The sequence below is a fragment of the Type-D symbiont of Plautia stali genome, assembly GCF_001485335.1.
Taxonomy (GTDB): Bacteria; Pseudomonadota; Gammaproteobacteria; order Enterobacterales; family Enterobacteriaceae; genus Pantoea; species Pantoea vagans_C.
In genome coordinates this window covers 16042-38972 of the sequence record NZ_BBOC01000004.1, presented here as the reverse complement: position 1 = coordinate 38972, position 22931 = coordinate 16042, and the positions used below count along the sequence as shown (strand labels likewise).

Sequence of the window (22931 nt, the reverse complement as noted above, 5' to 3'; positions counted from 1 at the left end):
CTAAATGTAAATATCGGGGAACTTATAAGCAGCACAGATCAACAAAAAATAGAGCACACATTGATAAACCAATTTTTATACATTTAAAAACAATGATTTAAAAACACAAACCCCTCCGCACTGAATGATAAAACAAATGGCTACTCAACGCATACAATTACTCCCGCTATCATCATTTATTTCATTATTACCTTCATTCACCCCGAATGAGTTGTTTTACCCTAATTCCCGCCGGACATGATTGTCCGGCTTTTTTTTTGTCTGCGATTCTCCGCTCAAAATTAATACCACGTAAAGATAGTTTGCTGCCATAAATTAAGCCCCCTTCCGCTTCACATTATTTGTTAATTTTAGCACTTTTTGTTAAATAGTTAGCTAAGAAACTGCAATGTTAATTTTTCCACACAACAAAGATCGTTTAAATATTATCCGGCCTAAGAGGTTAATATTCATGCGGTAATTCTCTGCCGTTATTCAGTCGTTTAAGAAGGACGTTGTGGCGCATTTGAGACCGTTCCTTAATTAAAGATTATTGCTTCTGGCGGGCATGAAGGAGAGGAAAGAATTTAACTTAAGTCACTCACGCGATGATCGGGCCTTGCCAGGAAAGTTCTGGAAAAGCATAACGGCAGGCAAAATATCGGTAATATGCCTGTTTCTGACGATAACGGCTGCGACCAGATCGCCCCAGATCTAAGGTGTGATGCCCGCTTTAGTGCTAAACTTCGTCGCTTTAACAGTTAATGATAAAACCACTTTTATGACAGCACTGGACGCCGCACAGCACAACAATTTGCATCAACGAGTTAATCTGGGTACACGCATCGTTTTCCTGATTGCCGGGTTAAGCATGTCCGCGTGGGCCCCCCTGGTGCCCTTTGCTAGCCAGCGCCTGGCGCTGAGCGGTGCATCACTCGGTGGCTTGCTGTTGTGTCTTGGCATCGGTTCGCTTGCCGCGATGCCGGTGACGGGGGCACTGATTGCGCGCTTTGGTGGCCGAAGTGTCATGCTATGTTCCACGTTAGTGGTGCTGGCAATATTGCCGCTGCTCGCCATCCTTGATCAGATATGGCTAATGGCCGTCACCCTGATGATCTTTGGTGCCGGACTGGGCATGCTGGACGTCGCGATGAACGTGCAAGCGGTCGAAGTAGAAAAAGCAGCACGCAAACCGATGATGTCGGGTTTTCATGGTTTTTTCAGCCTCGGCGGGATTATCGGAGCGGGAAGCGTGAGTTTGCTGCTGAGTAGTGGATTGACGCCATTGCAGGCGGTGGCGGTGGTGATGGTTTTGATCGTCGCGTTACTCTTGATCTGCCTGCCAACTCTAATGACAGAACGCCTGCATCAACCTGATCAACCCTGGCTGGTAATCCCGCGTGGCTGGGTCGCTTTCCTCGGCCTACTGTGTTTCATCCTGTTCCTCGCGGAAGGGGCGGTGCTCGACTGGAGTGCTCTGTTGCTACTGCAAAGCCCGGAAATGAGTGTGGCGCATGCGGGTTTGGGCTACGCCATCTTCTCCATCGCGATGACGCTGGGCCGTCTGACAGGGGATAAAGTCATCCAGCGCTTTGGCCGTTATCCGGTGATGTTGACTGGCGCACTGGCAGCCGCAGCAGGGATGACGCTGGCGGTAATACTTCCCTGGCCACAGGTTGCCTTGTTGGCTTTCCTGTTAGTCGGCTTCGGTCTGGCAAACACCGTGCCGATGCTGTTCAATGCCGCGGGGAATCAACACGATATGCCGTCGAATCGGGCGATTTCTGCCATGACAACCTTAGGCTATGCAGGTATTCTTTCAGGTCCGGCTTTAATCGGATTTATTTCCCAGTGGCTCAGTTTGAGTGGCGCATTTTTGTTTATCGCCCTACTGCTGCTGGCCGTTGCCGCCAGTGCTCGCCTGGTGGCGCGCTAATTGCAGGATCCTGAGACACTATGCTGCCTTATAAATTTCCTCTGACCTCCGGTAACGTCACCCGCTTCTTTGTGGTGTTCAACCTGGTGCTTTTTCTGGCGCTGGGCGCGATGGTGCATAATAGCGTCAATGCCTGGATAACCGAGAAGCGCTATGCGATGACCGACTTAGCGCGCGCCATTCAGAAGCGCATTGACGCTTCTCGTTTTGCTACCTGGCAGATTTATGAAAATCTCGCTACAACTGCCGCCGGTTCTGCCCCCAACAGTAATCTGCAGGAAACCCGATTACGCCCGGATGTCTACTACCTGGAAAAGACGCGCCGTAAAACGGAAGCGTTGATCTTCGGTTCGCACGACAGCAGCACACTGGACATGACCATGCGCATGTCCAACTATCTCGATACGCTGTGGGGCGCTGAGAATCCCACCTGGTCTATGTATTTTCTCAATGGTCAGGACAATAGTCTGATCATGATCTCCACGCTGCCGCTGAAAGACATGGCAACACGCTATAAAGAGAGCGCGATTAATACGCTGGTCGATAGCCGCCGTGCCGAAATGCTGCAACAGGCGAATGCACTGGATGAACGCGAAAGCTTCTCGCCACTGCGACATTTTGCCTGGCAGAACGATCACTACTTTACGCTGCGCACCACCTTCAACCAGCCTGGTCACTTAGCAACCGTAGTGGCATTTGATTTACCCATCAACGATTTGATCCCACACAGCATGCCACTGGAGAATTTCCAGCTGATTCAGGATGCAACGCAGACAACCAGCACCAGTAGTGATGATGCCAGCAGCGAAAGCACACATGTGACGCTGGCGAATCCTAATCTTGAAATTGCCGCATCATTGCCAAGCACCTCGCTGCAGCTGGTTTATCGTGTGCCGCTGACCAGTCTGGCGCTGGATACCCTGCACAACCTGATGTGGCCACTGTTGATTAACCTGGTGCTGTTCCTGCTCTCGATTGCCGGCATCACCCTGTTACGCCAGCAATCGCTGCGCCCGAATGAGAACCAGAGTGCGGAACTTGACTCGCTGCGGATGTTAAATGAAGAGATTGTGGCCAGTTTGCCGGTTGGTCTGCTGGTATATGACTTCGCCACCAACCGTACGCTATTGAGTAACAAGATTGCCGAACACCTGTTACCGCACCTGAATCTGCAAAAAATCATCAATATGTCCGATCAACACCAGGGGGTATTGCAGGCGACCATCAACAATGAGGTGTATGAGATTCGCCACGCGCGCAGTGTGCTGTCCGCTCATACGCAATTGTTTATGATGCGCGATCAGGATCGTGAATTACTGGTCAATAAAAAGCTGCAAAAAGCGCAGCAGGTGTTGGATCGTAATCACCAGATGCGCCAGCAGTTGATGCAAAATTTGGGTCACGCGTTAAACCGCCCACTGGAGAGCATGGTGGCGCAGTTAGTCCAGCTCAGTCAGCGTGATGATGATGAGACAGTGCTGGATCTGCTCGACGAAAGTCAGGGTCTGGCACGATTAGTGGATGACATCGTCTTGCTCAACCGCTTGGAAGCGCACGACTGGTCACCGGATGCCAGCGTGTTCAACTTGCAAGAGCTGCTGGACGAAATCGCCTTAGAAAGTCTTCCGCTGATGCGCCGCAAAGGGCTGTCACTGGTGATGAATAATCACCTTGCCAGCGACGAGATGCGTTTTGGCGATCGCCGCGCGCTGCGTAAGGTGCTGACCACGCTAATGCACTATGCGCTGACGACCACGCAGTGGGGCAAGATTACGCTGGAAATCAAAGCCAGTGAAAGCAAGCCGAACAGCGTACTGCTGCAGTTAGTCGACACCGGCTCCGGACTGAGTGTGGACGAACTGGCGAATGTCGATTTCCCTTACCTGGGTGAAACCACGCAAGACCGCTTTGGCCAGGCCTCAGGCATGGCATTCTTCCTGTGCAAGCAGTTGTGTAAGCAAATGGGTGGGCAGCTTGAGATCATTGCCAAACCCGATATCGGTTCGCGCTACAACATTCAATTGCCGCTGGCGCTGGAACAGCAAGGCGAGCAGGAAGAGAAGCTGCTGGAAGGCGTCACTGCACTGGTCGATATCGCGGTGGAAGACGTACACAAAATTGTTTGCCGCCATCTGGAAAACTGGGGAGCAAATTGCCTGACCTCTGACGAACGTCTGTCAGGGCAGGAACATGACGTGCTGGTCACCGATGATCCAACACGCCTGAGCGGCTGGTCATTACTGCTGGCCGATGACGAAATGGGATATCGCGTTTTAAACGAGCAGCAAATTCGGGTCAACTTCAACCTGAGCAATGCGCTGCTTGATGCGTTGCTCGCGCTGATTGAGAAACAAATGGCGCATGATTTGATAGAGGAGAGTAGCGAAGATGAAGCTGCCACCCCGCTATTAAGCGGCGGCTATTTCCAGCTGTTTACCGAGACAGTACCGCCTGATGTGAAGAGACTGTATACTGAAGCCGCGGAAAAGGATTATCCCTCGCTTGCTCAGACAGCACATCGCCTGAAAGGCGTATTTGCCATGTTAAATCTGGTACCAGGTAAACTGCTATGTGAAGCGTTAGAACAACACATAAAAGCATGTGACGATTTAACCATTAAAAATACCACCAGTGAAATTGACGCGTACGTCAACCAACTGCTGCAGCAAGGTAACCAATAAGATGAATAACTTGAACGTAATTATTGCCGATGACCATCCGATCGTTCTGTTCGGTATCCGTAAATCTCTGGAACAGATCGAATGGGTCAACGTTGTAGGTGAGTTCGAAGACTCAACAGCACTGATCAACAGCTTGTCCAAACTCGATGCGAACGTGTTAATCACCGATCTCTCCATGCCTGGCGAGAAGTACGGTGATGGCATCACCCTGATTAAATACATCAAACGTCACTATCCGGATCTCTCAATTATCGTTCTGACCATGAACAATAACCCAGCGATCCTGAGTGCCGTGTTGGATTTGGATATCGAAGGGATCGTGCTGAAACAAGGCGCGCCTACCGATCTGCCAAAAGCGTTGGCGGCCCTGCAGAAAGGCAAGAAATATACGCCGGAAAGCGTGGCAAAACTGCTGGAGAAGATCAGTGCCGGTGGTTACGGAGACAAACGCCTGTCACCGAAAGAGAGTGAAGTACTGCGTCTGTTCTCAGAAGGCTTCCTCGTGACTGAGATTGCCAAAAAGCTCAACCGCAGTATCAAAACCATCAGTAGCCAGAAGAAATCAGCGATGATGAAACTGGGCGTGGATAACGATATCGCGCTGCTGAACTACCTCTCATCTGTTAGCGCCACCCAGATCGACAAAGACTAATCATAACAGGCGCACTTCGGTGCGCCAGTTTGTCTTAGTGCGCATGAATGCGCACCCTACAGGTGATGGCATCCCCCTTCGCACTCGTAGGGTCACCATTTATGGCGGCCAGCTTACCCTTCCCTGCTTTTCCTGACCCGCTCCGCGTAAATCGCTAAGGTTGTTTTCAACACATCCAGCGTGACCGGTTTAGACAGACAGTTATCCATACCCGCATCCATACAACGCTGCTTCTCTTCTGCCAAAGCATTTGCTGTCACACCAATCACCGGGAATGCATGTCCCAACTGGCGTAAGCGCTGAGTCAGTCGGTAGCCATCCATATTCGGCATGTTGACGTCGCTCAATACAATGTCGATATGATTGCGACTCAACACGTTCAGGGCATCGACACCATCCTGAGCGGTTTTGGTTTGATAGCCCAACGTGCCCAACTGCTCTGACAGCAGCATGCGGTTAATGGGATGGTCATCAACTATCAGCACCATGATGTCATCGTAGTTTGCGGCTTCCTGCACCAGCGGCAGCTGCGGAGTGCTGGTGGTATCACTATTAATATTGATGCGGTAGATGCGGCCTAACAGCAGCGGCAGGTCATGTAAGGTCGCGGTACTGTGCACCCATTGGCCTGGCGCGCTTTCCAGCGGCATATCGATATGCGCACCGCAAATACGGATGCGGGCGCCCACGGGATGCGCAGGCAAGTCATCATGATCGCTGATAATGACATCATCACTTGACGCCTGCCCCTGATAGTCGGCGACCTGGATGCCCTGCTGTTGCAGTAAACGTTGCAGGAATTTGGCGAGATAGTCATTGCGCAGGTCAAGCCAGATGGCCTTTTCCTGCAATCCATCCAATAACGGAGGTGCAGGTTGCTGGCCCGCGTAAATCGGAATACGCACCACAAACTGACTGCCCATGCCTGGCTCGGAGTCGACCTCAATATCGCCGTCCATCATGTTGATCAGCTTTTCGCAGATAGCCAGCCCCAGCCCGGTTCCCTGGAAGTTGCGCTGCACACCGGACCCAACCTGGAAGAACGGGTCAAACAGGCGCGTGACCTCTTTGGCGGGAATACCTACCCCCGTATCACGCACACGGAAGGCCAGATATCCCTCCCTCACATAGGCATGCAGAATAATGCAGCCGGTGTGGGTGAACTTGATCGCATTGTTCAGCAGGTTGGAAATCACCTGTTGCAGACGCATCGGATCGCCTTCCAGCGTCAGCGGTACGTCATTCTCAATAAACACATACAGCGTCAGGCGCTTACGCACCACCAGCGAGAGGTAGTTACCGGCAATGTGATTGATGACTTCTCGCGGAGAGAAGGGACGAGGCTCGATCTTCAATTGCTCAGATTCAATTTTCGAGAAGTCGAGAATATCGCTGATGATCTTCAACAGCAGGCTCGACGAGTTATTCATCGCCGTCACCAGTGAATCGACACCTTTCGGCAATGCCTTGGTTTGCAATAAATCGAGGTTACCGATAATGCCGTACAGCGGTGTGCGTAACTCGTGGCTGACGGTGGCAAGGAACATGGATTTAGACTGGCTCGCCTGTTCCGCCGCATGTGCCATTTCCTGCAGCGACTGCTCCATTCGAACACGTGCGGAAACATCGACCAGCACGCAAATCGCCACGTTTTCGTTGCGATAGCGCGAATGGACAAAGCTGATTTGCAGGTTAGTGTTGGTGCCCGTCAGTACGTCGACGAAGTTGACCTGCTGTCCGCCGATGATCTCGTTCAGGCGCTGGCGATCTTCCTGCGTCAGCAGTGTCAGATAGTTGTGCGCCAGTTCATTACTGAGAATATTGGTGCCATCACTGGTGCGCAGAATACAGATGCCCACCGGTGCCGAAGCGACAATTTTACGGTTGAACTGCTCGTGCTCTTCCAGCCGATGCGCATTGTCTTCGGCGGGCAGGAACATGCGGCGCTCGAAAATCCACGCCAGGGTGAACAGCACCAGCGCGCTGAGAATATTCAGCAGCAGTGCGTTAATCAGCATGAGCTTAAGCTGATCCATCAACACATCGGTCGAGAGTGACCACACCACGTTGAGGTTGGACGGCGGCAACGGTTTTTTCAGCACCAGTTGACGGTAACTATCCAGATAACCAAACCAGGTGCTGTCATCGGGTAAATCGTCGAGTGAATAGCCAGGACCACCGCGGCGCGAACTGAGCAGTGGTCGATAGTTTTCATCCGTGATGGTCGCCACCAGCGGCAGCCCGCCAGGTTGAATAAACTCGTCCAGACGAATATTTTGTTCAACACCTAACAGCGCCTGCAATTTATTAGCCACATAAACCGGCATCACCATATAGAAATTCCCCACGCCAGGCTGGCTGCTGGGGGTGATCCAATACATGGGGTTACGCCGCTCTTCTTCATTACCACTGCGATAGTGCAGCACGCGTTCGCGCAGCGCCTTCAGGCTACGTTCGCGGTCAACGGAGTTGTTGTTGCCAATGGTGAAATCCGCCAGGCACTGATTCTCGCCACCAATAAAGAACACCCGGTTCAACTCATAGGCGGAAGCGAAGTTGCTTTTCCAGTAGTTAATGAAGTAGCTGAGCGAATCGAGCGAGTTGCGCCAGGTGTTGCTCATTGAGGTGCAATCACCGTCTGAGAATAACGGCGTGAACTGCGGTAACGTGCCTTTACTGGTGGGTAAACCATTCAGCACATCCAAACCATTAGCACTGTTACTCAAGCGATTTTCCGTGATGTACTTCAATTCGCGCATCACATCCGCGGAGTGACGGACATACCACTCGGCCTGACCATAATTTGTCGCAAACTCCTGACGAACCGCGTTCTCTTTCTCATGCAGCACGTTGATGATGAAAAAGGTGGTCAGTAAGGCACCCAGCGCCCAAAGCAGCAACGCCAGTGCGCGAAAAAGATAGCGCGAGATGCGAAGCGTGGTACGGAAGGAGACGAGATATTTCAAAAGAGGCTCACTGGCGGCAAGGTGTTGTCAGGATGTTGAAAAGTCCTCATACACTAGCTTTATCGGGGTTAAAAAGCCAGCCAGCACGCGACTTTGGGAGTAAAACTCAGATAAAAAAACGGCAGGTCAGTTACCCGACCTGCCGTTAAATAATCCAGGGGATGGATTACTCTTCGTCGTCCGCTTCCGGCGCGTCATCGCTATCCACTTCTGGCGCGATGTCATCTTCACCTTCCGCTACGCTACCGTCGATGGCGTCGAGTTCTTCCTCTTCCACCGGCTCAGCGACACGCTGCAGACCAACAACATTTTCGTCTTCTGCGGTGCGGATCAGGATCACGCCTTGCGTGTTACGACCCACCACGCTGACTTCTGACACGCGTGTACGCACCAGTGTGCCAGCATCAGTGATCATCATGATCTGATCGCCATCCACCACCTGTACCGCACCAATCACTGGCCCGTTACGTTCGGTGACTTTAATTGAGATCACACCCTGAGTGGCACGTGATTTGGTTGGGTACTCGCTGTTAGCGGTACGCTTACCGTAACCGTTTTGCGTCACGGTGAGGATAGCGCCCTCTTCACGCGGCACAATCAACGACACCACTTTGTCATTCTCAGCCAGCTTAATACCACGCACACCGGATGCGGAACGTCCCATGGCGCGAACAGCAGTCTCAGCAAAGCGCACCACTTTACCCGCGGCAGAGAACAGCATCGCTTCGTCGCTACCGTTGGTCAGCGCAACGCCGATCAGCTCATCATCTTCACGCAGATTGATAGCGATGATACCGGCGCTACGTGGACGGCTGAACTCCTGCAGGGCCGTTTTCTTCACGGTACCATCCGCGGTCGCCATAAAGATGTTGAAGCCTTCGGTGTATTCACGCACTGGCAGAATGGCGGTGATACGTTCGTTGGCTTCCAGCGGCAGCAGGTTGACGATTGGACGACCACGCGCTCCACGGCTCGCTTCTGGCAGTTGATAGACTTTCATCCAGTACAGACGGCCACGGCTAGAGAAGCACAGAATGGTGTCATGGGTGTTGGCCACTAGCAGACGATCAATAAAGTCTTCTTCTTTAATACGCGCAGCAGATTTGCCTTTGCCACCACGACGCTGAGCTTCATAGTCGGTCAGCGGTTGGTATTTGACATACCCTTGATGCGACAAGGTGACTACAACGTCTTCCTGATTGATCAGGTCTTCGATGTTGATGTCAGCGCTGTTCGCGGTGATTTCGGTACGACGTGCATCACCAAACTGATCGCGCATTGCCACCAGCTCTTCGCGGATCACTTCCATCAAACGCTCAGCGCTCTGCAGGATGTGGATCAATTCGGCGATCTGGTCCAGCAACTCTTTGTATTCGTCGAGCAGTTTTTCATGCTCAAGGCCAGTCAGTTTCTGCAGACGCAGATCCAGAATCGCCTGGGCTTGCTGTTCAGTCAGATAGTACTGACCGTCGCGAATACCGAACTGCGCTTCCAGCCACTCTGGACGGGCAGCATCATCACCGGCACGTTCCAGCATAGTCGCGACGTTACCGAGATCCCATGGCTGCGCCAACAGGCCCGCTTTCGCTTCGGCTGGGGTCGGTGCACGACGAATCAGTTCGATGATCGGGTCGATGTTAGCCAGCGCAATTGCCAGACCTTCAAGGATGTGTGCACGGTCACGTGCTTTACGCAGTTCGAAGATGGTACGGCGCGTCACCACTTCACGGCGATGGCGCACGAAGGCTTCGATAATGCCTTTCAGCGTCATGATCTTCGGCTGGCCCTGATGCAGCGCAACCATGTTGATGCCGAATGAGACCTGCAACTGCGTCAGCGAGTAGAGGTTGTTCAGCACCACTTCGCCCACCGCGTCGCGTTTGATCTCGATAACGATACGCATACCGTCTTTATCGGATTCATCACGCAGACCGCTGATGCCTTCAACGCGTTTTTCTTTCACCAGCTCGGCAATTTTCTCGATCAGGCGTGCTTTGTTCACCTGATACGGAATTTCATTGACGATGATAGTTTCGCGGCCGGTCTTGGCGTCGGTCTCGATCTCACCGCGCGCGCGGATGTAAATCTTGCCGCGACCCGTGCGATAAGCTTCCTCAATACCACGACGACCATTGATGAACGCTGCGGTTGGGAAGTCCGGACCGGTGATGTGTTCCATCAGGCCTTCAACGGTGATCTCTTCATCTTCGATGAACGCCAGACAGCCGTTGATCACTTCCGTTAAGTTGTGCGGCGGAATATTGGTCGCCATACCTACGGCGATACCGGACGAGCCGTTTACCAGCAGGTTAGGAATTTTGGTCGGCAGAACTTCAGGAATCTGCTCAGTGCCGTCATAGTTCGGGACGAAATCGACGGTTTCTTTTTCCAGGTCAGCCAGCAGTTCTGAGGAAATTTTCGCCATACGGACTTCGGTATAACGCATCGCTGCAGCGGAGTCGCCATCAACGGAACCGAAGTTACCCTGACCATCTACCAGCATGTAGCGCAGGGAGAACGGCTGGGCCATACGAACGATACTTTCGTAAACAGCGGAATCACCATGTGGGTGATATTTACCGATTACGTCACCGACCACACGGGCCGATTTCTTATAAGGTTTGTTCCAGTCGTTGCCGAGTTCGCTCATGGCAAACAGCACACGGCGGTGCACCGGCTTCAGGCCATCACGCACATCGGGTAAGGCTCGGCCAACGATGACCGACATGGCGTAATCGAGGTAAGAGTTCTTTAACTCTTCTTCGATATTGACCGGTGTAATTTCTCTCGCAAGGTCGCTCATGGAGCCGCTATCCCTCTACATAATCCCGGATTTTAATGGTGCGAAACTATATCACATTGCTTGCCCACGGTGAACGTTAAGCAGGGTTTAATCCCGCTTTTCCTTTCAGGTGAGAGATGCGCTGGCGAGACTTAAGCGTTTATACTGAGGGAATATTTTGTCAGGAGTCTTGATTCAATGAGTGAACAACCGCAGGAAAGCCGCCAGAACGTCGACCACGCCGAGATCGCCAAGTTTGAAGCGGTGGCATCACGCTGGTGGGATTTAGAGGGTGAATTTAAGCCGTTACACCGTATCAATCCCCTGCGTCTTGGCTGGATTGCTCAGCACAGCAATGGCTTGTTTGGTAAGAAGGTGTTGGATGTGGGTTGCGGCGGCGGCATCCTGGCTGAAAGTATGGCGCGTGAAGGTGCCAATGTGACTGGACTGGATATGGGTGCAGAGCCGTTGGAAGTGGCGCGTTTACATGCGCTGGAGAGCGGCGTCAGCGTCAATTATGTGCAGCAAACCGTGGAGGACCACGCCGCCAGCCATGCCGGGCAGTATGACGTGGTGACCTGCATGGAGATGCTGGAGCACGTGCCCGATCCGCGTTCGGTGGTGCTGGCTTGCGCGCAGTTAGTGAAACCCGGCGGCGAAGTGTTTTTCTCGACGATTAACCGCAATCCAAAGGCCTGGCTGCTGGCGGTGTTCGGAGCCGAATACGTGATGCGTATGGTGCCGCGTGGGACGCATGATGTTAAGAAGTTCATCCGTCCGGCTGAACTGCTGAACTGGGTCGATGAAACGCCATTGCGTGAGATGGGTATGATTGGCCTGCACTACAATCCGCTGACCAATCAGTTCCGTCTGGGGCGTGGCGTGGATGTGAATTATATGGTGCATACGCATCGCCAGGATTGAGTTTTTGCGCGGGTGCGGTGGGATCGCTGTGGGATTGGCGAATGGGCGCGGTGGGATCGGCGAGTTGGTGCTGTGGGATCGGTGAGTTGGTGCTGTGGGATCGGTGAGTTGGCCAGTCACCCCCGCCCGATCGCAAAGGAATCATGCATCCATGCAGATCGGCCGCCGCATCCCGGCGGCGGACGCTTTGCTCTTCGGGCGGGAGGTTACTGGCCCTTAGAGTTGATCATGGCTTTTATGAAAGGCCTAAAGCCGCACCCAGCAGGTCTATACTTCAGGTTCAGGTTCAGGTTCAGGTTCAGGTTCAGGACGTTAATCCCTAAGCTTGTGGGAAAATCCCCTTAAACGCGGTTTTCTTTCTCGGTTCGCTCATCAACGCCTCTAGTGCCTCGACGCAAGCCAGGTAGTGCGGCGTTTTTTTGTGTGCCAACACTGCGGCTTCATCGGCGTAAGCTTCATAAATAAAGAAGCGCGTGGGTACACTGCTGTCCTGTAACACGTCAAAACGGAGATTACCCGGTTCCTGCAATGCCCCTAAATGATTCAGCTCGAAAACTCGCAGAAATTCGTCGATACAGTCGGGTTTTACGTTGATTTCGACCAGCGTCACTTCCATCAGTTCGTTCCTTTCATCGTCATTCGCAGAGTGGCAATCCTGGCCAGGCTGGTTGAATAAAACTCTTGCAGCGATCACAGTTCGCACTTTCATCCTCTGGCTAACCCCTTCATCTGGAGGTGAAAACCCGCACGCACAGCTATCTTTGCAGTAACACCCGTTGGGCCGTCGGCGTGGAGCACTCGTTCCGTATTGACAGGAGTTTCGTGATGACACACGCCCCGTATTTAATGGCGCTCGACGCTGGCACCGGCAGTATTCGCGCGGTGATTTTCAATCTGCAAGGAGAGCAGGTCGCCGTGGCGCAAGCGGAATGGCGGCATCTCGCCCTGCCCGATGTGCCGGGCTCGATGGAGTTTGACCTTAGCCACAACTGGCAACTTGCCTGTCAGTGCATCCGCTTGGCGCTGCAACAGTCTCAACTGCCTGCCAGCGCGATTCGTAGTGTGGCATGCTGCTCGATGCGCGAAGGCATTGTGCTTTACAACAAAGCAGGCGAAGCGATTTGGGCCTGCGCTAACGTGGACGCACGCGCCAGCCGTGAAGTGAGTGAGCTGAAGGAGATCCATCACGGCGAGTTTGAGCGTGAAATCTACCAGTGCTCGGGACAAACCCTGGCTTTAGGCGCAATGCCCCGCCTACTGTGGTTGGCGCACCATCGCCCAGAAATTTACCGGCAGGCCGCCACCTTAACCATGATCAGCGACTGGTTAGCGAAATGTCTCAGCGGTGAACTGGCAGTGGATCCGTCCAATGCGGGCACCACCGGCCTGCTGGATTTACACACTCGGCAATGGCGACCTGACCTGCTGGAGATGGCGGGATTGCGTGGCGATATCCTGTCCCCGGTCGCCGAAACCGGTACCAAGTTAGGAGAAGTTACTGCCGAAGCCGCGCGTCAATGTGGGCTGGAGAAAGGCACAGCAGTCGGCATGGGCGGCGGTGATGTGCAGTTGGGTACGCTCGGGTTAGGCGTGGTGAATGCGGGTGAGACCGCCGTACTGGGAGGCACCTTCTGGCAGCAGGTGGTGAATTTGCCCCAACCGCAGGTTGACCCTGAGATGAACATCCGCGTGAATCCACATGTGATCCCCGGCATGGCGCAGGCGGAAGCCATCAGTTTTTTCACCGGGCTAACCATGCGCTGGTTCCGCGATGCCTTTTGCGGTGAAGAGAAATTGCTCGCAGAACGCTTGGGTGTTGATTGTTACAGCCTGTTGGAAGAGATGGCCGCACGCGTGCCTGCCGGTTCATGGGGTGTGATGCCGGTGTTCTCCGATGCAATGCATTTCAATAAGTGGTATCACGCCGCTCCTTCATTTATTAACCTCTCCATCGATCCCGAACGCTGTAATAAACAAACGTTATTCCGCGCCCTGCAGGAGAACGCTGCCATCGTCTCTGCCTGTAATCTTGATCAAGTGGCAGCGTTTTCCGGCATGCGCACCTCACAACTGGTGTTTGCCGGTGGCGGGGCCAAGGGAAAACTGTGGAGTCAGATACTGAGTGATGTCACCGGATTGACGGTGAAAGTACCGCAGGTTAAAGAAGCAACGGCCCTGGGGTGTGCGATAGCCGCTGGCGTGGCGGCTGGCGTTTACGACAGCTTGCAGGAGACGGGACAAGCACTGGTACGGTGGGAGCGTGAATTCGAGCCTAATCCACAGCACCATCAACTCTACCAGCAGCAAAAGACGCGTTGGCAACAGGTCTACGCGGACCAACTGACCTTGGTGGACAGTGGGTTAACCACCTCAATGTGGAAAGCACCGGGTTTGTAATCTTACGGCTATCCAGATCAATTTCCTTTTAGACGCGTACCAGCCTTTTTTGTAGGCTGCTTAGGTCACAAAAAATTCATAAGTCATTTTAGATAAGTTCGCTACTGGCGGCCTTGTCAGGGCTTTTTTGACCTCAGAAAAATCCGGAACGGACAAGGTTGAGCAATAAACACGCGCTCGATCAAATTATGAAAAAAAACTGCTTTGCCGTTGACACCAGTTGCAGCCCTTGTCGGATGGGGATCCAGGATTTTCGCCACCCCCCAGGACGGATTTTTTCGCGAAAATCAACTCTTGTGATGATCAGAATGCTGACTAGAATACTCACCATATTGTTGTTCAAACTTCCCGCACCCCCTATATATAGTGTTTATCCACAGGCTTACTCACAACGAGCGGCTTGTGCATAGACCTTGTGAATAGATGGGGGATAACTATGTATTTCATGGACAGGTAAACACGCGACATGAACCAAAGTCTGCTCGTTACTAAACGCGATGGCCGTCAGGAACGCATTGATCTCGATAAGATTCACCGAGTACTGGATTGGGCAGCTGAAGGGCTGAACAATGTCTCCGTGTCTCAGGTTGAGCTGCGCTCCCACATTCAGTTTTACGATGGTATCCGTACTTCGGATATCCACGAGACCATCATCAAAGCGGCTGCAGACCTGATCTCCCGTGATGCCCCGGATTACCAGTATCTGGCTGCACGTCTTGCCATCTTCCACCTGCGTAAAAAAGCCTACGGCCAGTTTGAGCCGCCAAAGCTGTATGACCAGGTGGTGAAAATGGTTGAGATGGGCAAATACGATCGCCATCTGCTGGAAGATTACAGCGTTGAAGAGTTCGCGCAGATGGACGAGTTCCTCGACCACTGGCGCGATATGAACTTCTCATACGCGGCGGTAAAACAGCTGGAAGGGAAATACCTGGCACAGAACCGTGTCAGCGGCGAAATCTACGAGAGCGCGCAGTTCCTGTATATTTTGGTCGCGGCTTGCCTGTTCTCTGGTTACCCGCGTGAAACGCGTATGGATTACGTGCGTCGTTTCTATGATGCGGTTTCTACCTTCAAGATCTCATTGCCAACGCCAATCATGTCCGGCGTGCGTACACCAACCCGTCAGTTCAGCTCTTGCGTCCTGATCGAGTGTGGTGACAGCCTGGATTCTATCAACGCCACCTCCAGCGCTATCGTGAAATACGTTTCTCAGCGCGCCGGTATCGGCATCAATGCCGGTCGCATTCGTGCGCTGGGCAGCCCGATTCGTGGCGGTGAAGCTTTCCACACCGGCTGTATCCCGTTCTATAAGCATTTCCAGACGGCGGTGAAGTCGTGCTCACAAGGTGGCGTGCGTGGCGGTGCGGCGACTCTGTTCTACCCCATGTGGCATCTCGAAGTCGAAAGCCTGCTGGTACTGAAAAACAACCGTGGTGTTGAAGGCAACCGCGTGCGTCACATGGATTACGGCGTACAGATCAACAAGCTGATGTACACACGTCTGCTGAAAGGTGAAGACATCACGCTGTTCAGCCCGTCTGACGTGCCGGGTCTGTACGATGCGTTCTTCGCCGACCAGGACGAGTTTGAACGTCTGTACACCAAATATGAGAAAGACGACAGCATCCGTAAACAGCGCGTCAAAGCGGTTGAGCTGTTCTCACTGATGATGCAGGAACGTGCTTCAACTGGCCGTATCTATATCCAGAACGTCGATCACTGCAACACTCACAGCCCGTTTGATCCGGCTATCGCGCCTGTTCGCCAGTCCAACCTGTGCCTGGAAATCGCGCTGCCGACTAAACCGCTGAATGACGTGAATGACGAAAGCGGTGAGATTGCCCTGTGTACGCTGTCTGCGTTTAACCTTGGTGCGATTGATAGCCTCGACGATCTGGAAGAGCTTGCTACCCTCGCGGTACGTGCGCTGGATGCCCTGCTGGATTACCAGGACTACCCCATCCCGGCGGCAAAACGCGGCGCAATGGGCCGTCGTACGCTGGGTATTGGCGTCATTAACTACGCTTACTATCTGGCGAAGAATGGCGTGCGTTACTCTGATGGCAGTGCCAACAACCTGACGCACAAAACCTTCGAAGCGATTCAGTATTACCTGCTGAAAGCCTCGAACGAGTTAGCGAAAGAGCAAGGGGCCTGCACGTGGTTCAAAGAGACCACCTACTCACAGGGCATTCTGCCGATCGATACCTATAAAAAGGATCTCGATGCGGTATGCAACGAGCCGCTGCATCTCGACTGGGAAGCACTGCGTGAGTCGATCACCACTCACGGCCTGCGTAACTCCACGCTCTCTGCCCTGATGCCGTCTGAAACCTCTTCGCAGATTTCAAACGCCACCAACGGTATTGAACCGCCGCGCGGCCACATCAGCATTAAAGCCTCGAAAGACGGCATTCTGCGTCAGGTGGTGCCAGAGTATGAGCGTCTGAAAGATCAGTACGAACTGCTGTGGGAAATGCCTTCTAACGACGGTTACCTGCAACTGGTTGGCGTCATGCAGAAGTTTATCGATCAGGCTATTTCGTCAAACACCAACTACGATCCAAGCCGTTTCGCCAATGGCAAAGTGCCAATGAAACAGCTGCTGAAAGATCTGTTGACCGCGTATAAGTTTGGCGTGAAAACCCTGTATTACCAAAACACCCGTGACGGTGCGGAAGATGCGCAGGACGATCTGGCCCCATCCATTCAGGATGATGGCTGCGAAAGCGGCGCCTGTAAGATCTAATCCGGCAAACGCCCTATCATGTCAGGGCCGACATACGTCGGCCCCTCTTACTTTTGGACTTAGTCATGGCTTACACCACATTTTCGCAGAACAAAAATGACCAGCTGTTAGAACCGATGTTCTTCGGCCAGTCAGTAAACGTTGCGCGTTTCGACCAGCAGAAATATGACATCTTTGAAAAGCTGATTGAAAAGCAGCTCTCCTTCTTCTGGCGTCCAGAGGAAGTGGACGTTTCACGCGATCGTATCGATTATCAGGCGCTGCCGGATCACGAGAAACATATCTTTATCAGCAACCTGAAATATCAGACGCTGCTGGATTCGATTCAGGGCCGTAGCCCGAACGTGGCGCTGCTGCCGCTGATTTCGATTCCAGAACTGGAAACCTGGATCGAGACCTGGGCGTTTTCTGAAACCATCCACTCGCGTTCTTACACCCATATCATTCGTAACATCGTCAACGATCCTTCACTGGTATTTGACGATATCGTCACCAACGAGCAGATTCTGGCGCGTGCGCAGGATATCTCGAAGTACTATGACGACCTGATCGAGATGACCAGCTACTGGCATCTGCTGGGCGAAGGCACGCATCAAGTGGCCGGAAAAACCGTCACCGTTAATCTGCGTGCGTTGAAAAAGCAGTTGTATATCTGTCTGATGAGCGTGAACGCACTGGAAGCGATTCGCTTCTACGTCAGCTTCGCCTGTTCATTTGCTTTCGCCGAGCGCGAGCTGATGGAAGGTAACGCGAAGATCATCAAACTGATCGCACGCGACGAGGCACTGCACCTGACCGGCACTCAGCATATGCTGAACCTGCTACGCACCGGTGAAGATGATCCAGAAATGAAAGAGATCGCCGCCGAATGTCGTGACGAGTGTTTTGACCTGTTCAAGAAGGCCGCCGAGCAAGAAAAAGAGTGGGCAGATTATCTGTTCAGCGGCGGCTCGATGATTGGTCTGAACAAAGACATTCTGTGCCAGTACATCGAGTACATCACCAATATCCGTATGCAGGCGGTCGGCCTTGACCTGCCGTTCCAGACCCGCTCAAACCCGATTCCATGGATCAACTCCTGGCTGGTTTCCGACAACGTGCAAGTTGCGCCGCAGGAAGTCGAAGTGAGTTCTTACCTGGTTGGCCAGATTGATGCTGAAGTGGGCGAAGACGACTTCAACGACTTCCAGCTGTAAGCATGAGCCGTTCTGTTGTTATTCTGCGCAGTTCCGGCTCCCGGCTGGAGTGCGCAGAAGATCATCCCAATCTGCTGACCACGCTTGAAGCGCATAATGTGTGCGTGGAGTTTCAGTGTCGTGAAGGCTACTGTGGCTCCTGCCGCATGCGTTTGCTGAAAGGCGAAGTGGCTTACGCGGAAACCCCGTTGGCGTTTATTCAGCAGGGCGAAATTTTGCCCTGCTGTTGCCGCGCTAAAGGGGAGATTGAAATAGAATTGTGATGACCCAGGTCGCCATTAATGGCGACCCTACATCGTAGAGTGCGCATTTATGCGCACCGGGTTGCATCAAGATACCTGGCCACAGTTGTGCGCACCGGACAGGTTTACAACTTCACCGTCTCTAACACATCAATCCAGCCATGCCCGGTACTGACTTCGCTACCGTGCAACCAGCGGCGCAGCATGTTCATTGCCATCATTGCCACGACCTTCTGTCGCGTTTCCACGTTATGACGTCCGTGAGTGAACTTGACGCGTTGGCCCCAGCTGGCTTCTGGCGTATGCAGCGCGACAGACACTTCGCCCTCTTCCAGATTTCCCACTGAAAGCGCCAATACGGTGCCATGATGCGCGGCTAACGCTCTGGTGCGTTCAACTTGCGCTTCCAGCGTCTCCGCCTGCGGCGGCAAAATCTCAGCGGCACTGAGCGGCACCTGAGCTGACGCCAGCTGCCAGTTCAGCAATCCAGCGGTATATTGTTCGCTTAGTGCCAGGCGGAAACCCCGTTCTTGCAGTTCTCGGGCTAACAACGCAGGTAACCCTTCAGTGCCATGAAAAATCGTGCATTCGGCCAGCAACAGTTTCACTTGCTGCCACGCCTGCTCCATCGCCACGCGCTGGCTGGCTGGACCGGTGAGTTTGATTTCGATGATCGGCATCGAAGAGCGATAGCCCATCACCACGCCTTCTGGCAGCGGCAAGGGTTCAAGCTCTGCTGCGATATCACTTTCGCCACGCCCGAATGTCGTCAGGCGCAAGCATAGCGGCGGCTCGGGCAAATCAAAACGCGCTTTCAGGCGTGGAATGATCTCCTGCTCAACCATCACTTTGAATTCAGAGGGTACGCCCGGCGTGAAGAAAATCCAGCAGCGATTGAGTTGCAATGCAAAGCCGCACGCGGTGCCGACCGGGTTATCAATCAGCTCGGCATTGGCAGGAATTTCAGCCTGCTTGCGATTGCTGGGCGCCATCACACGGCCACGGCTGGCGAACCAGGCTTCCATTTTTTCCAGCCACGCCTGCTGAATCACCAGTTCAGTCCCACAAGCGGTGGCGGCTGCCAACGCGCTGAGATCGTCACTGGTTGGCCCGAGGCCGCCATTAACAATCAGCACATCGGCGATTTGGCTGCGGCTCTGTAGCGCATCCACCAATGAAGACATGGCATCACCCACCGTGCTACGGCTGGTCATCGGCAAACCGTTCTGGAACAGCACATCCGCCAGCCAGGCTGCATTGGTATCGACTATCTGCCCGTGTAACACTTCATCGCCCGTTGAGAGCATTTCAACACGTATCACGTTGTATTCTCCTTATCCCTGTCGCATTACTGTAGAAAGCACGCAGGCGAAACACAATCGCAAAGGTTGCGAAACAAAGATTTGAAACAAATGGGCGTTAAAGCGGCAGAAAAGAGAGGAATCGGGCGCGCTAAAACTCGCGCCCTTGCGGATTAACGTCGCGCCAGCAGTAAACCGACAAACAGACCCGCGGCGGCACCGATGCCGATACCCTGCCAGGGTTTGTCATGCACATATTCGTCAGCGCGGTAGGCGGCTTTTTTGGCACGGTAGTAATAGCTGTCAGACGCCTGACTGACACGGTTTTTCACGTCTTCCAGCGCCTGTTCCGCCTTCAGCTTCAGCTCGATGTACTTTTGATCGGCGGGATCACCCGACGACTTCAGCACTTCTTCCAGCGTTTCTGTCAGCAAAGCCAGATCGTCATCAAGGCGAGTTTCAAATTGGTCTGAAGATGACACGTTGTACTTCCTCCATGTTCATAACTTATCGTTGTTTAACTATAGTCATTAATTCGCACCTTGCTGGGCAACGTAGACCAGGAATGCACCTGGTTTTAACTGACTCAGTGCAAAGTTATGTTAAGCCAGGCGTGGCGACGAGAAATCTGCTTCGCTTATTTGATTAATCTGATAAATTTTCGTCAGACTGAATTTTTTAATTTCGCGACTGTCGTAACCCCCTGTAGCTTAGACCCAAAATAATTCGAGTCCCCTCATGGGGCCTACTCTTGGTTCAGGAAGGCGGCAAGTGCATGAATCCTCAGGAGCTTACTGAAGTAAGTGACTGAGGTGAATGCACGTAGCCAACGCACCTGAAACTTGAAGTATGAAGGGTATGACGCTCAGCGTCTTACGAAAGTCTTAACACACCAGAGCAGCTAAGGATTAGATTTCCGGCATGAATCGTAGAAAATTTATGAAAGCGTCCATGGCCCTCTCTGCCGTCAGCGGCATGACCGGGCTCTCCTCGCTGTTTGCGCAGTCCGCCTGGGCCGATGATGGTATCGCCGACGGTACCGCAGTGCGCTTCGATTTCGACTCACTGAAAAAGAAAGCCTCCGCACTAGCGAAACAGCCCTGGGGCGGCGCACCCGGCCCCCTACCCGACACGCTGGCCAATTTGACACCCCAGGCCTACAACGAAATTCAGTACGATGCGAACCACTCGCTGTGGAACAACATTGCCGACCGAGAGTTAGACGTGCAGTTTTTCCACGTGGGAATGGGCTTTAAACGCCGTATTCGTATGTTCTCTGTGGATGCGGACAGCCGCGAAGCCCGCGAAATTCACTTCCGTCCGGAACTGTTTAACTATCACAACGCCAATGTGGATACGCAGCAGTTAGTCGGCAAAACCGACTTGGGTTTTGCTGGTTTCCGTGCGTTCAAAAAACCCGAACTGGCACGCCGCGATATCGTTTCATTCCTCGGTGCCAGCTATTTCCGTGCCGTGGATGAAACCTATCAGTATGGATTGTCTGCGCGCGGCGTGGCGGTGAACACCTTCAGTAATGGCCATGAAGAGTTCCCAGACTTCACCGCCTTCTGGTTTGAAACGCCAAAAGCCGAGGACACCACTTTTGTGGTCTACGCCCTGCTGGATGGTGCCAGCGTGACCGGTGCGTACAAGTTCACCATCCACTGCGAAGAAAAACGCGTGGTAATGGAGGTGGAAAACCACCTGTTCGCGCGTAACGAGATTCGTCAGCTTGGCATCGCGCCAATGACCAGTATGTTCAGTTGTGGCACCAATGAGCGTCGCATGTGCAACACTTACCACCCACAAATCCACGATTCCGATCGTCTGGCGATGTGGACTGGCAAAGGTGAATGGATTGCCCGTCCATTAAATAATCCGCAGCGTTTGCAGTTCAACGCCTATCAGGATGAAAACCCGCGTGGTTTCGGCCTGTTACAGCTGAATCATGATTTCAAAGATTATCAGGACGTGATCGGCTGGTATGACAAACGTCCAAGCCTGTGGGTTGAGCCGATTGGCAAATGGGGCAAAGGTGCCATCAACCTGATGGAGATCCCGACCACCGGTGAAACGCTGGATAACGTGGTGTGCTTCTGGCAGCCCACCGAGCCGGTGAAAGCGGGTAGTGAATTCAACTTCCAGTACAAGCTCTACTGGAGCCAGTTACCGCCCGTTCGCAGTGGTCTGGCGCGCGTGGATGCAACGCGTACCGGTATTGGTGGATTCCCAGAAGGTTGGGCGCCGGGAGAACACTTCCCTGACCAGTGGAGCCGTCGCTTTGCCATCGACTTCGTGGGTGGCGATCTGAAAGCCGCTGCGCCAAAGGGTATTGAGCCAGTGATCACGGTCAATTCTGGCACCATCAAACAGGTCGAGATTCTCTACGTTGAGCCAATCGACGGGTATCGCATCCTGTTTGACTGGTATCCAAACAGTGACTCAACCAAGCCGGTTGATATGCGTCTGTTCTTGCGCACCAAAGACGAGACGCTCAGTGAAACCTGGCTGTATCAGTACTTCCCGCCACCGCCCGATCAGCGTAAATACACCGACGATCGACAGATGACGCCGGGCTAATAACCACGGCGAGGAGCAATCCTCGCCGTTACTGTTTTTGCATACCGATGTGTGGGATGTTGTCTTCCATATAGACGTCCCCCACCGCTTTGAAACCGAGGCGACCGTAGAAACCTTCCAGATGTGCCTGCGCGGACAGATAGATGCCACGCTGCGGCCAGTGCTGTTCACAACTCTCCAGTGCCTTCTCCATCAGGCGATAGCCGAGCTTCAATCCACGCGCTTCTTCCGACACAATCACACGGCCAATGATCACCGGAGCCGTTTCCTCTACCGGGGTTAACACGCGCGCATAGGCCATCAGTTTACCGTCAAGAAAACCCAGGATATGGCGGTTATCTGCGGTAAGATCCTGCCCATCAATGTCTTGATACGGGCAATTTTGTTCGACGATAAACACATGATTGCGCAGCGATAGCAAAGTATATAACTGCTGTGCGCTGAGTTCACTGTGGTGGCAATCAAGCCATTGCATTTCCATGGTGCTTCCTTGTCTGAGCGAAAAAAATGATCTCACGAGATTAACACAGTGCGCAGCATGCG

At 53.1% G+C, this 22931-nt stretch carries 15 protein-coding genes; 9 read left to right on the top strand and 6 right to left on the bottom strand.

Annotation, left to right across the window (positions count from 1 at the left end; genetic code table 11):
- Positions 1–760 precede the first annotated feature (760 nt).
- From PSSD_RS02200 to rcsB, 3 genes are read left to right on the top strand one after another with little or no spacing between them, the layout of a single operon-like run.
- Positions 761–1915, top strand: a complete 1155-nt coding sequence (locus PSSD_RS02200) for an MFS transporter (RefSeq protein WP_039328340.1) — start codon at positions 761–763, stop codon at positions 1913–1915.
- Between the two features lie 23 nt (positions 1916–1938).
- On the top strand, positions 1939–4596 hold the full coding sequence (rcsD, locus tag PSSD_RS02195; protein ID WP_058969269.1) for a phosphotransferase RcsD: 2658 nt from the start codon (positions 1939–1941) through the stop codon (positions 4594–4596).
- 1 nt (position 4597) lies between these two features.
- Positions 4598–5248 (top strand): response regulator transcription factor RcsB, encoded by a 651-nt coding sequence (gene rcsB / locus PSSD_RS02190; protein ID WP_039328341.1) that lies wholly within the window; start codon positions 4598–4600, stop codon positions 5246–5248.
- A 113-nt stretch (positions 5249–5361) separates the two neighbouring features.
- Here rcsB and rcsC read toward each other — a convergent pair whose 3' ends face one another.
- Together rcsC and gyrA are read right to left on the bottom strand one after the other, a co-directional pair.
- Positions 5362–8214: a two-component system sensor histidine kinase RcsC gene (gene rcsC / locus PSSD_RS02185; RefSeq protein WP_039328342.1), complete on the bottom strand. Its 2853-nt coding sequence runs from the start codon at positions 8212–8214 to the stop codon at positions 5362–5364.
- Positions 8215–8380: 166 nt separating this feature from the next.
- Positions 8381–11017, bottom strand: a complete 2637-nt coding sequence (gene gyrA, locus PSSD_RS02180) for a DNA topoisomerase (ATP-hydrolyzing) subunit A (RefSeq protein WP_058969174.1) — start codon at positions 11015–11017, stop codon at positions 8381–8383.
- Between the two features lie 177 nt (positions 11018–11194).
- On the opposite strand from gyrA, the gene ubiG reads away from it, so the two are divergent.
- The gene (gene ubiG / locus PSSD_RS02175; protein ID WP_039328344.1) at positions 11195–11920 is read left to right on the top strand and encodes a bifunctional 2-polyprenyl-6-hydroxyphenol methylase/3-demethylubiquinol 3-O-methyltransferase UbiG; all 726 of its coding nucleotides are present in this window, start codon (positions 11195–11197) and stop codon (positions 11918–11920) included.
- 319 nt (positions 11921–12239) lie between these two features.
- Here the strand turns inward: ubiG and lsrG are convergent, their stop codons facing one another.
- Positions 12240–12536 (bottom strand): (4S)-4-hydroxy-5-phosphonooxypentane-2,3-dione isomerase, encoded by a 297-nt coding sequence (gene lsrG / locus PSSD_RS02170; RefSeq protein WP_039328345.1) that lies wholly within the window; start codon positions 12534–12536, stop codon positions 12240–12242.
- Positions 12537–12745: 209 nt separating this feature from the next.
- Between lsrG and lsrK the strand changes: the two genes are divergently transcribed.
- From lsrK to yfaE, 4 genes are all read left to right on the top strand, one after another.
- Complete coding sequence (lsrK, locus tag PSSD_RS02165; protein ID WP_058969172.1) at positions 12746–14317, top strand: autoinducer-2 kinase; 1572 nt, start codon at positions 12746–12748, stop codon at positions 14315–14317.
- A 466-nt stretch (positions 14318–14783) separates the two neighbouring features.
- Positions 14784–17069, top strand: coding sequence for a class 1a ribonucleoside-diphosphate reductase subunit alpha (gene nrdA / locus PSSD_RS02160; RefSeq protein WP_058969170.1), 2286 nt, complete (start codon positions 14784–14786; stop codon positions 17067–17069).
- 65 nt (positions 17070–17134) lie between these two features.
- Positions 17135–18265: a class Ia ribonucleoside-diphosphate reductase subunit beta gene (gene nrdB / locus PSSD_RS02155; protein ID WP_039328348.1), complete on the top strand. Its 1131-nt coding sequence runs from the start codon at positions 17135–17137 to the stop codon at positions 18263–18265.
- 2 nt (positions 18266–18267) lie between these two features.
- Positions 18268–18528: a class I ribonucleotide reductase maintenance protein YfaE gene (gene yfaE / locus PSSD_RS02150; RefSeq protein ID WP_039328349.1), complete on the top strand. Its 261-nt coding sequence runs from the start codon at positions 18268–18270 to the stop codon at positions 18526–18528.
- A gap of 104 nt (positions 18529–18632) precedes the next feature.
- On the opposite strand, the gene PSSD_RS02145 is transcribed toward yfaE, so the two are convergent.
- The gene (locus tag PSSD_RS02145; RefSeq protein WP_058969168.1) at positions 18633–19829 is read right to left on the bottom strand and encodes a nicotinamide mononucleotide deamidase-related protein YfaY; all 1197 of its coding nucleotides are present in this window, start codon (positions 19827–19829) and stop codon (positions 18633–18635) included.
- A gap of 152 nt (positions 19830–19981) precedes the next feature.
- On the bottom strand, positions 19982–20290 hold the full coding sequence (gene elaB / locus PSSD_RS02140) for a stress response protein ElaB (protein WP_039328351.1): 309 nt from the start codon (positions 20288–20290) through the stop codon (positions 19982–19984).
- A gap of 439 nt (positions 20291–20729) precedes the next feature.
- Here elaB and PSSD_RS02135 point away from each other — a divergent pair, with 439 nt between their 5' ends.
- On the top strand, positions 20730–22388 hold the full coding sequence (locus PSSD_RS02135) for a glucan biosynthesis protein D (RefSeq protein WP_039328353.1): 1659 nt from the start codon (positions 20730–20732) through the stop codon (positions 22386–22388).
- Positions 22389–22416: 28 nt separating this feature from the next.
- Here the strand turns inward: PSSD_RS02135 and PSSD_RS02130 are convergent, their stop codons facing one another.
- Positions 22417–22869: a GNAT family N-acetyltransferase gene (locus PSSD_RS02130; RefSeq protein WP_058969166.1), complete on the bottom strand. Its 453-nt coding sequence runs from the start codon at positions 22867–22869 to the stop codon at positions 22417–22419.
- Positions 22870–22931 lie beyond the last annotated feature (62 nt).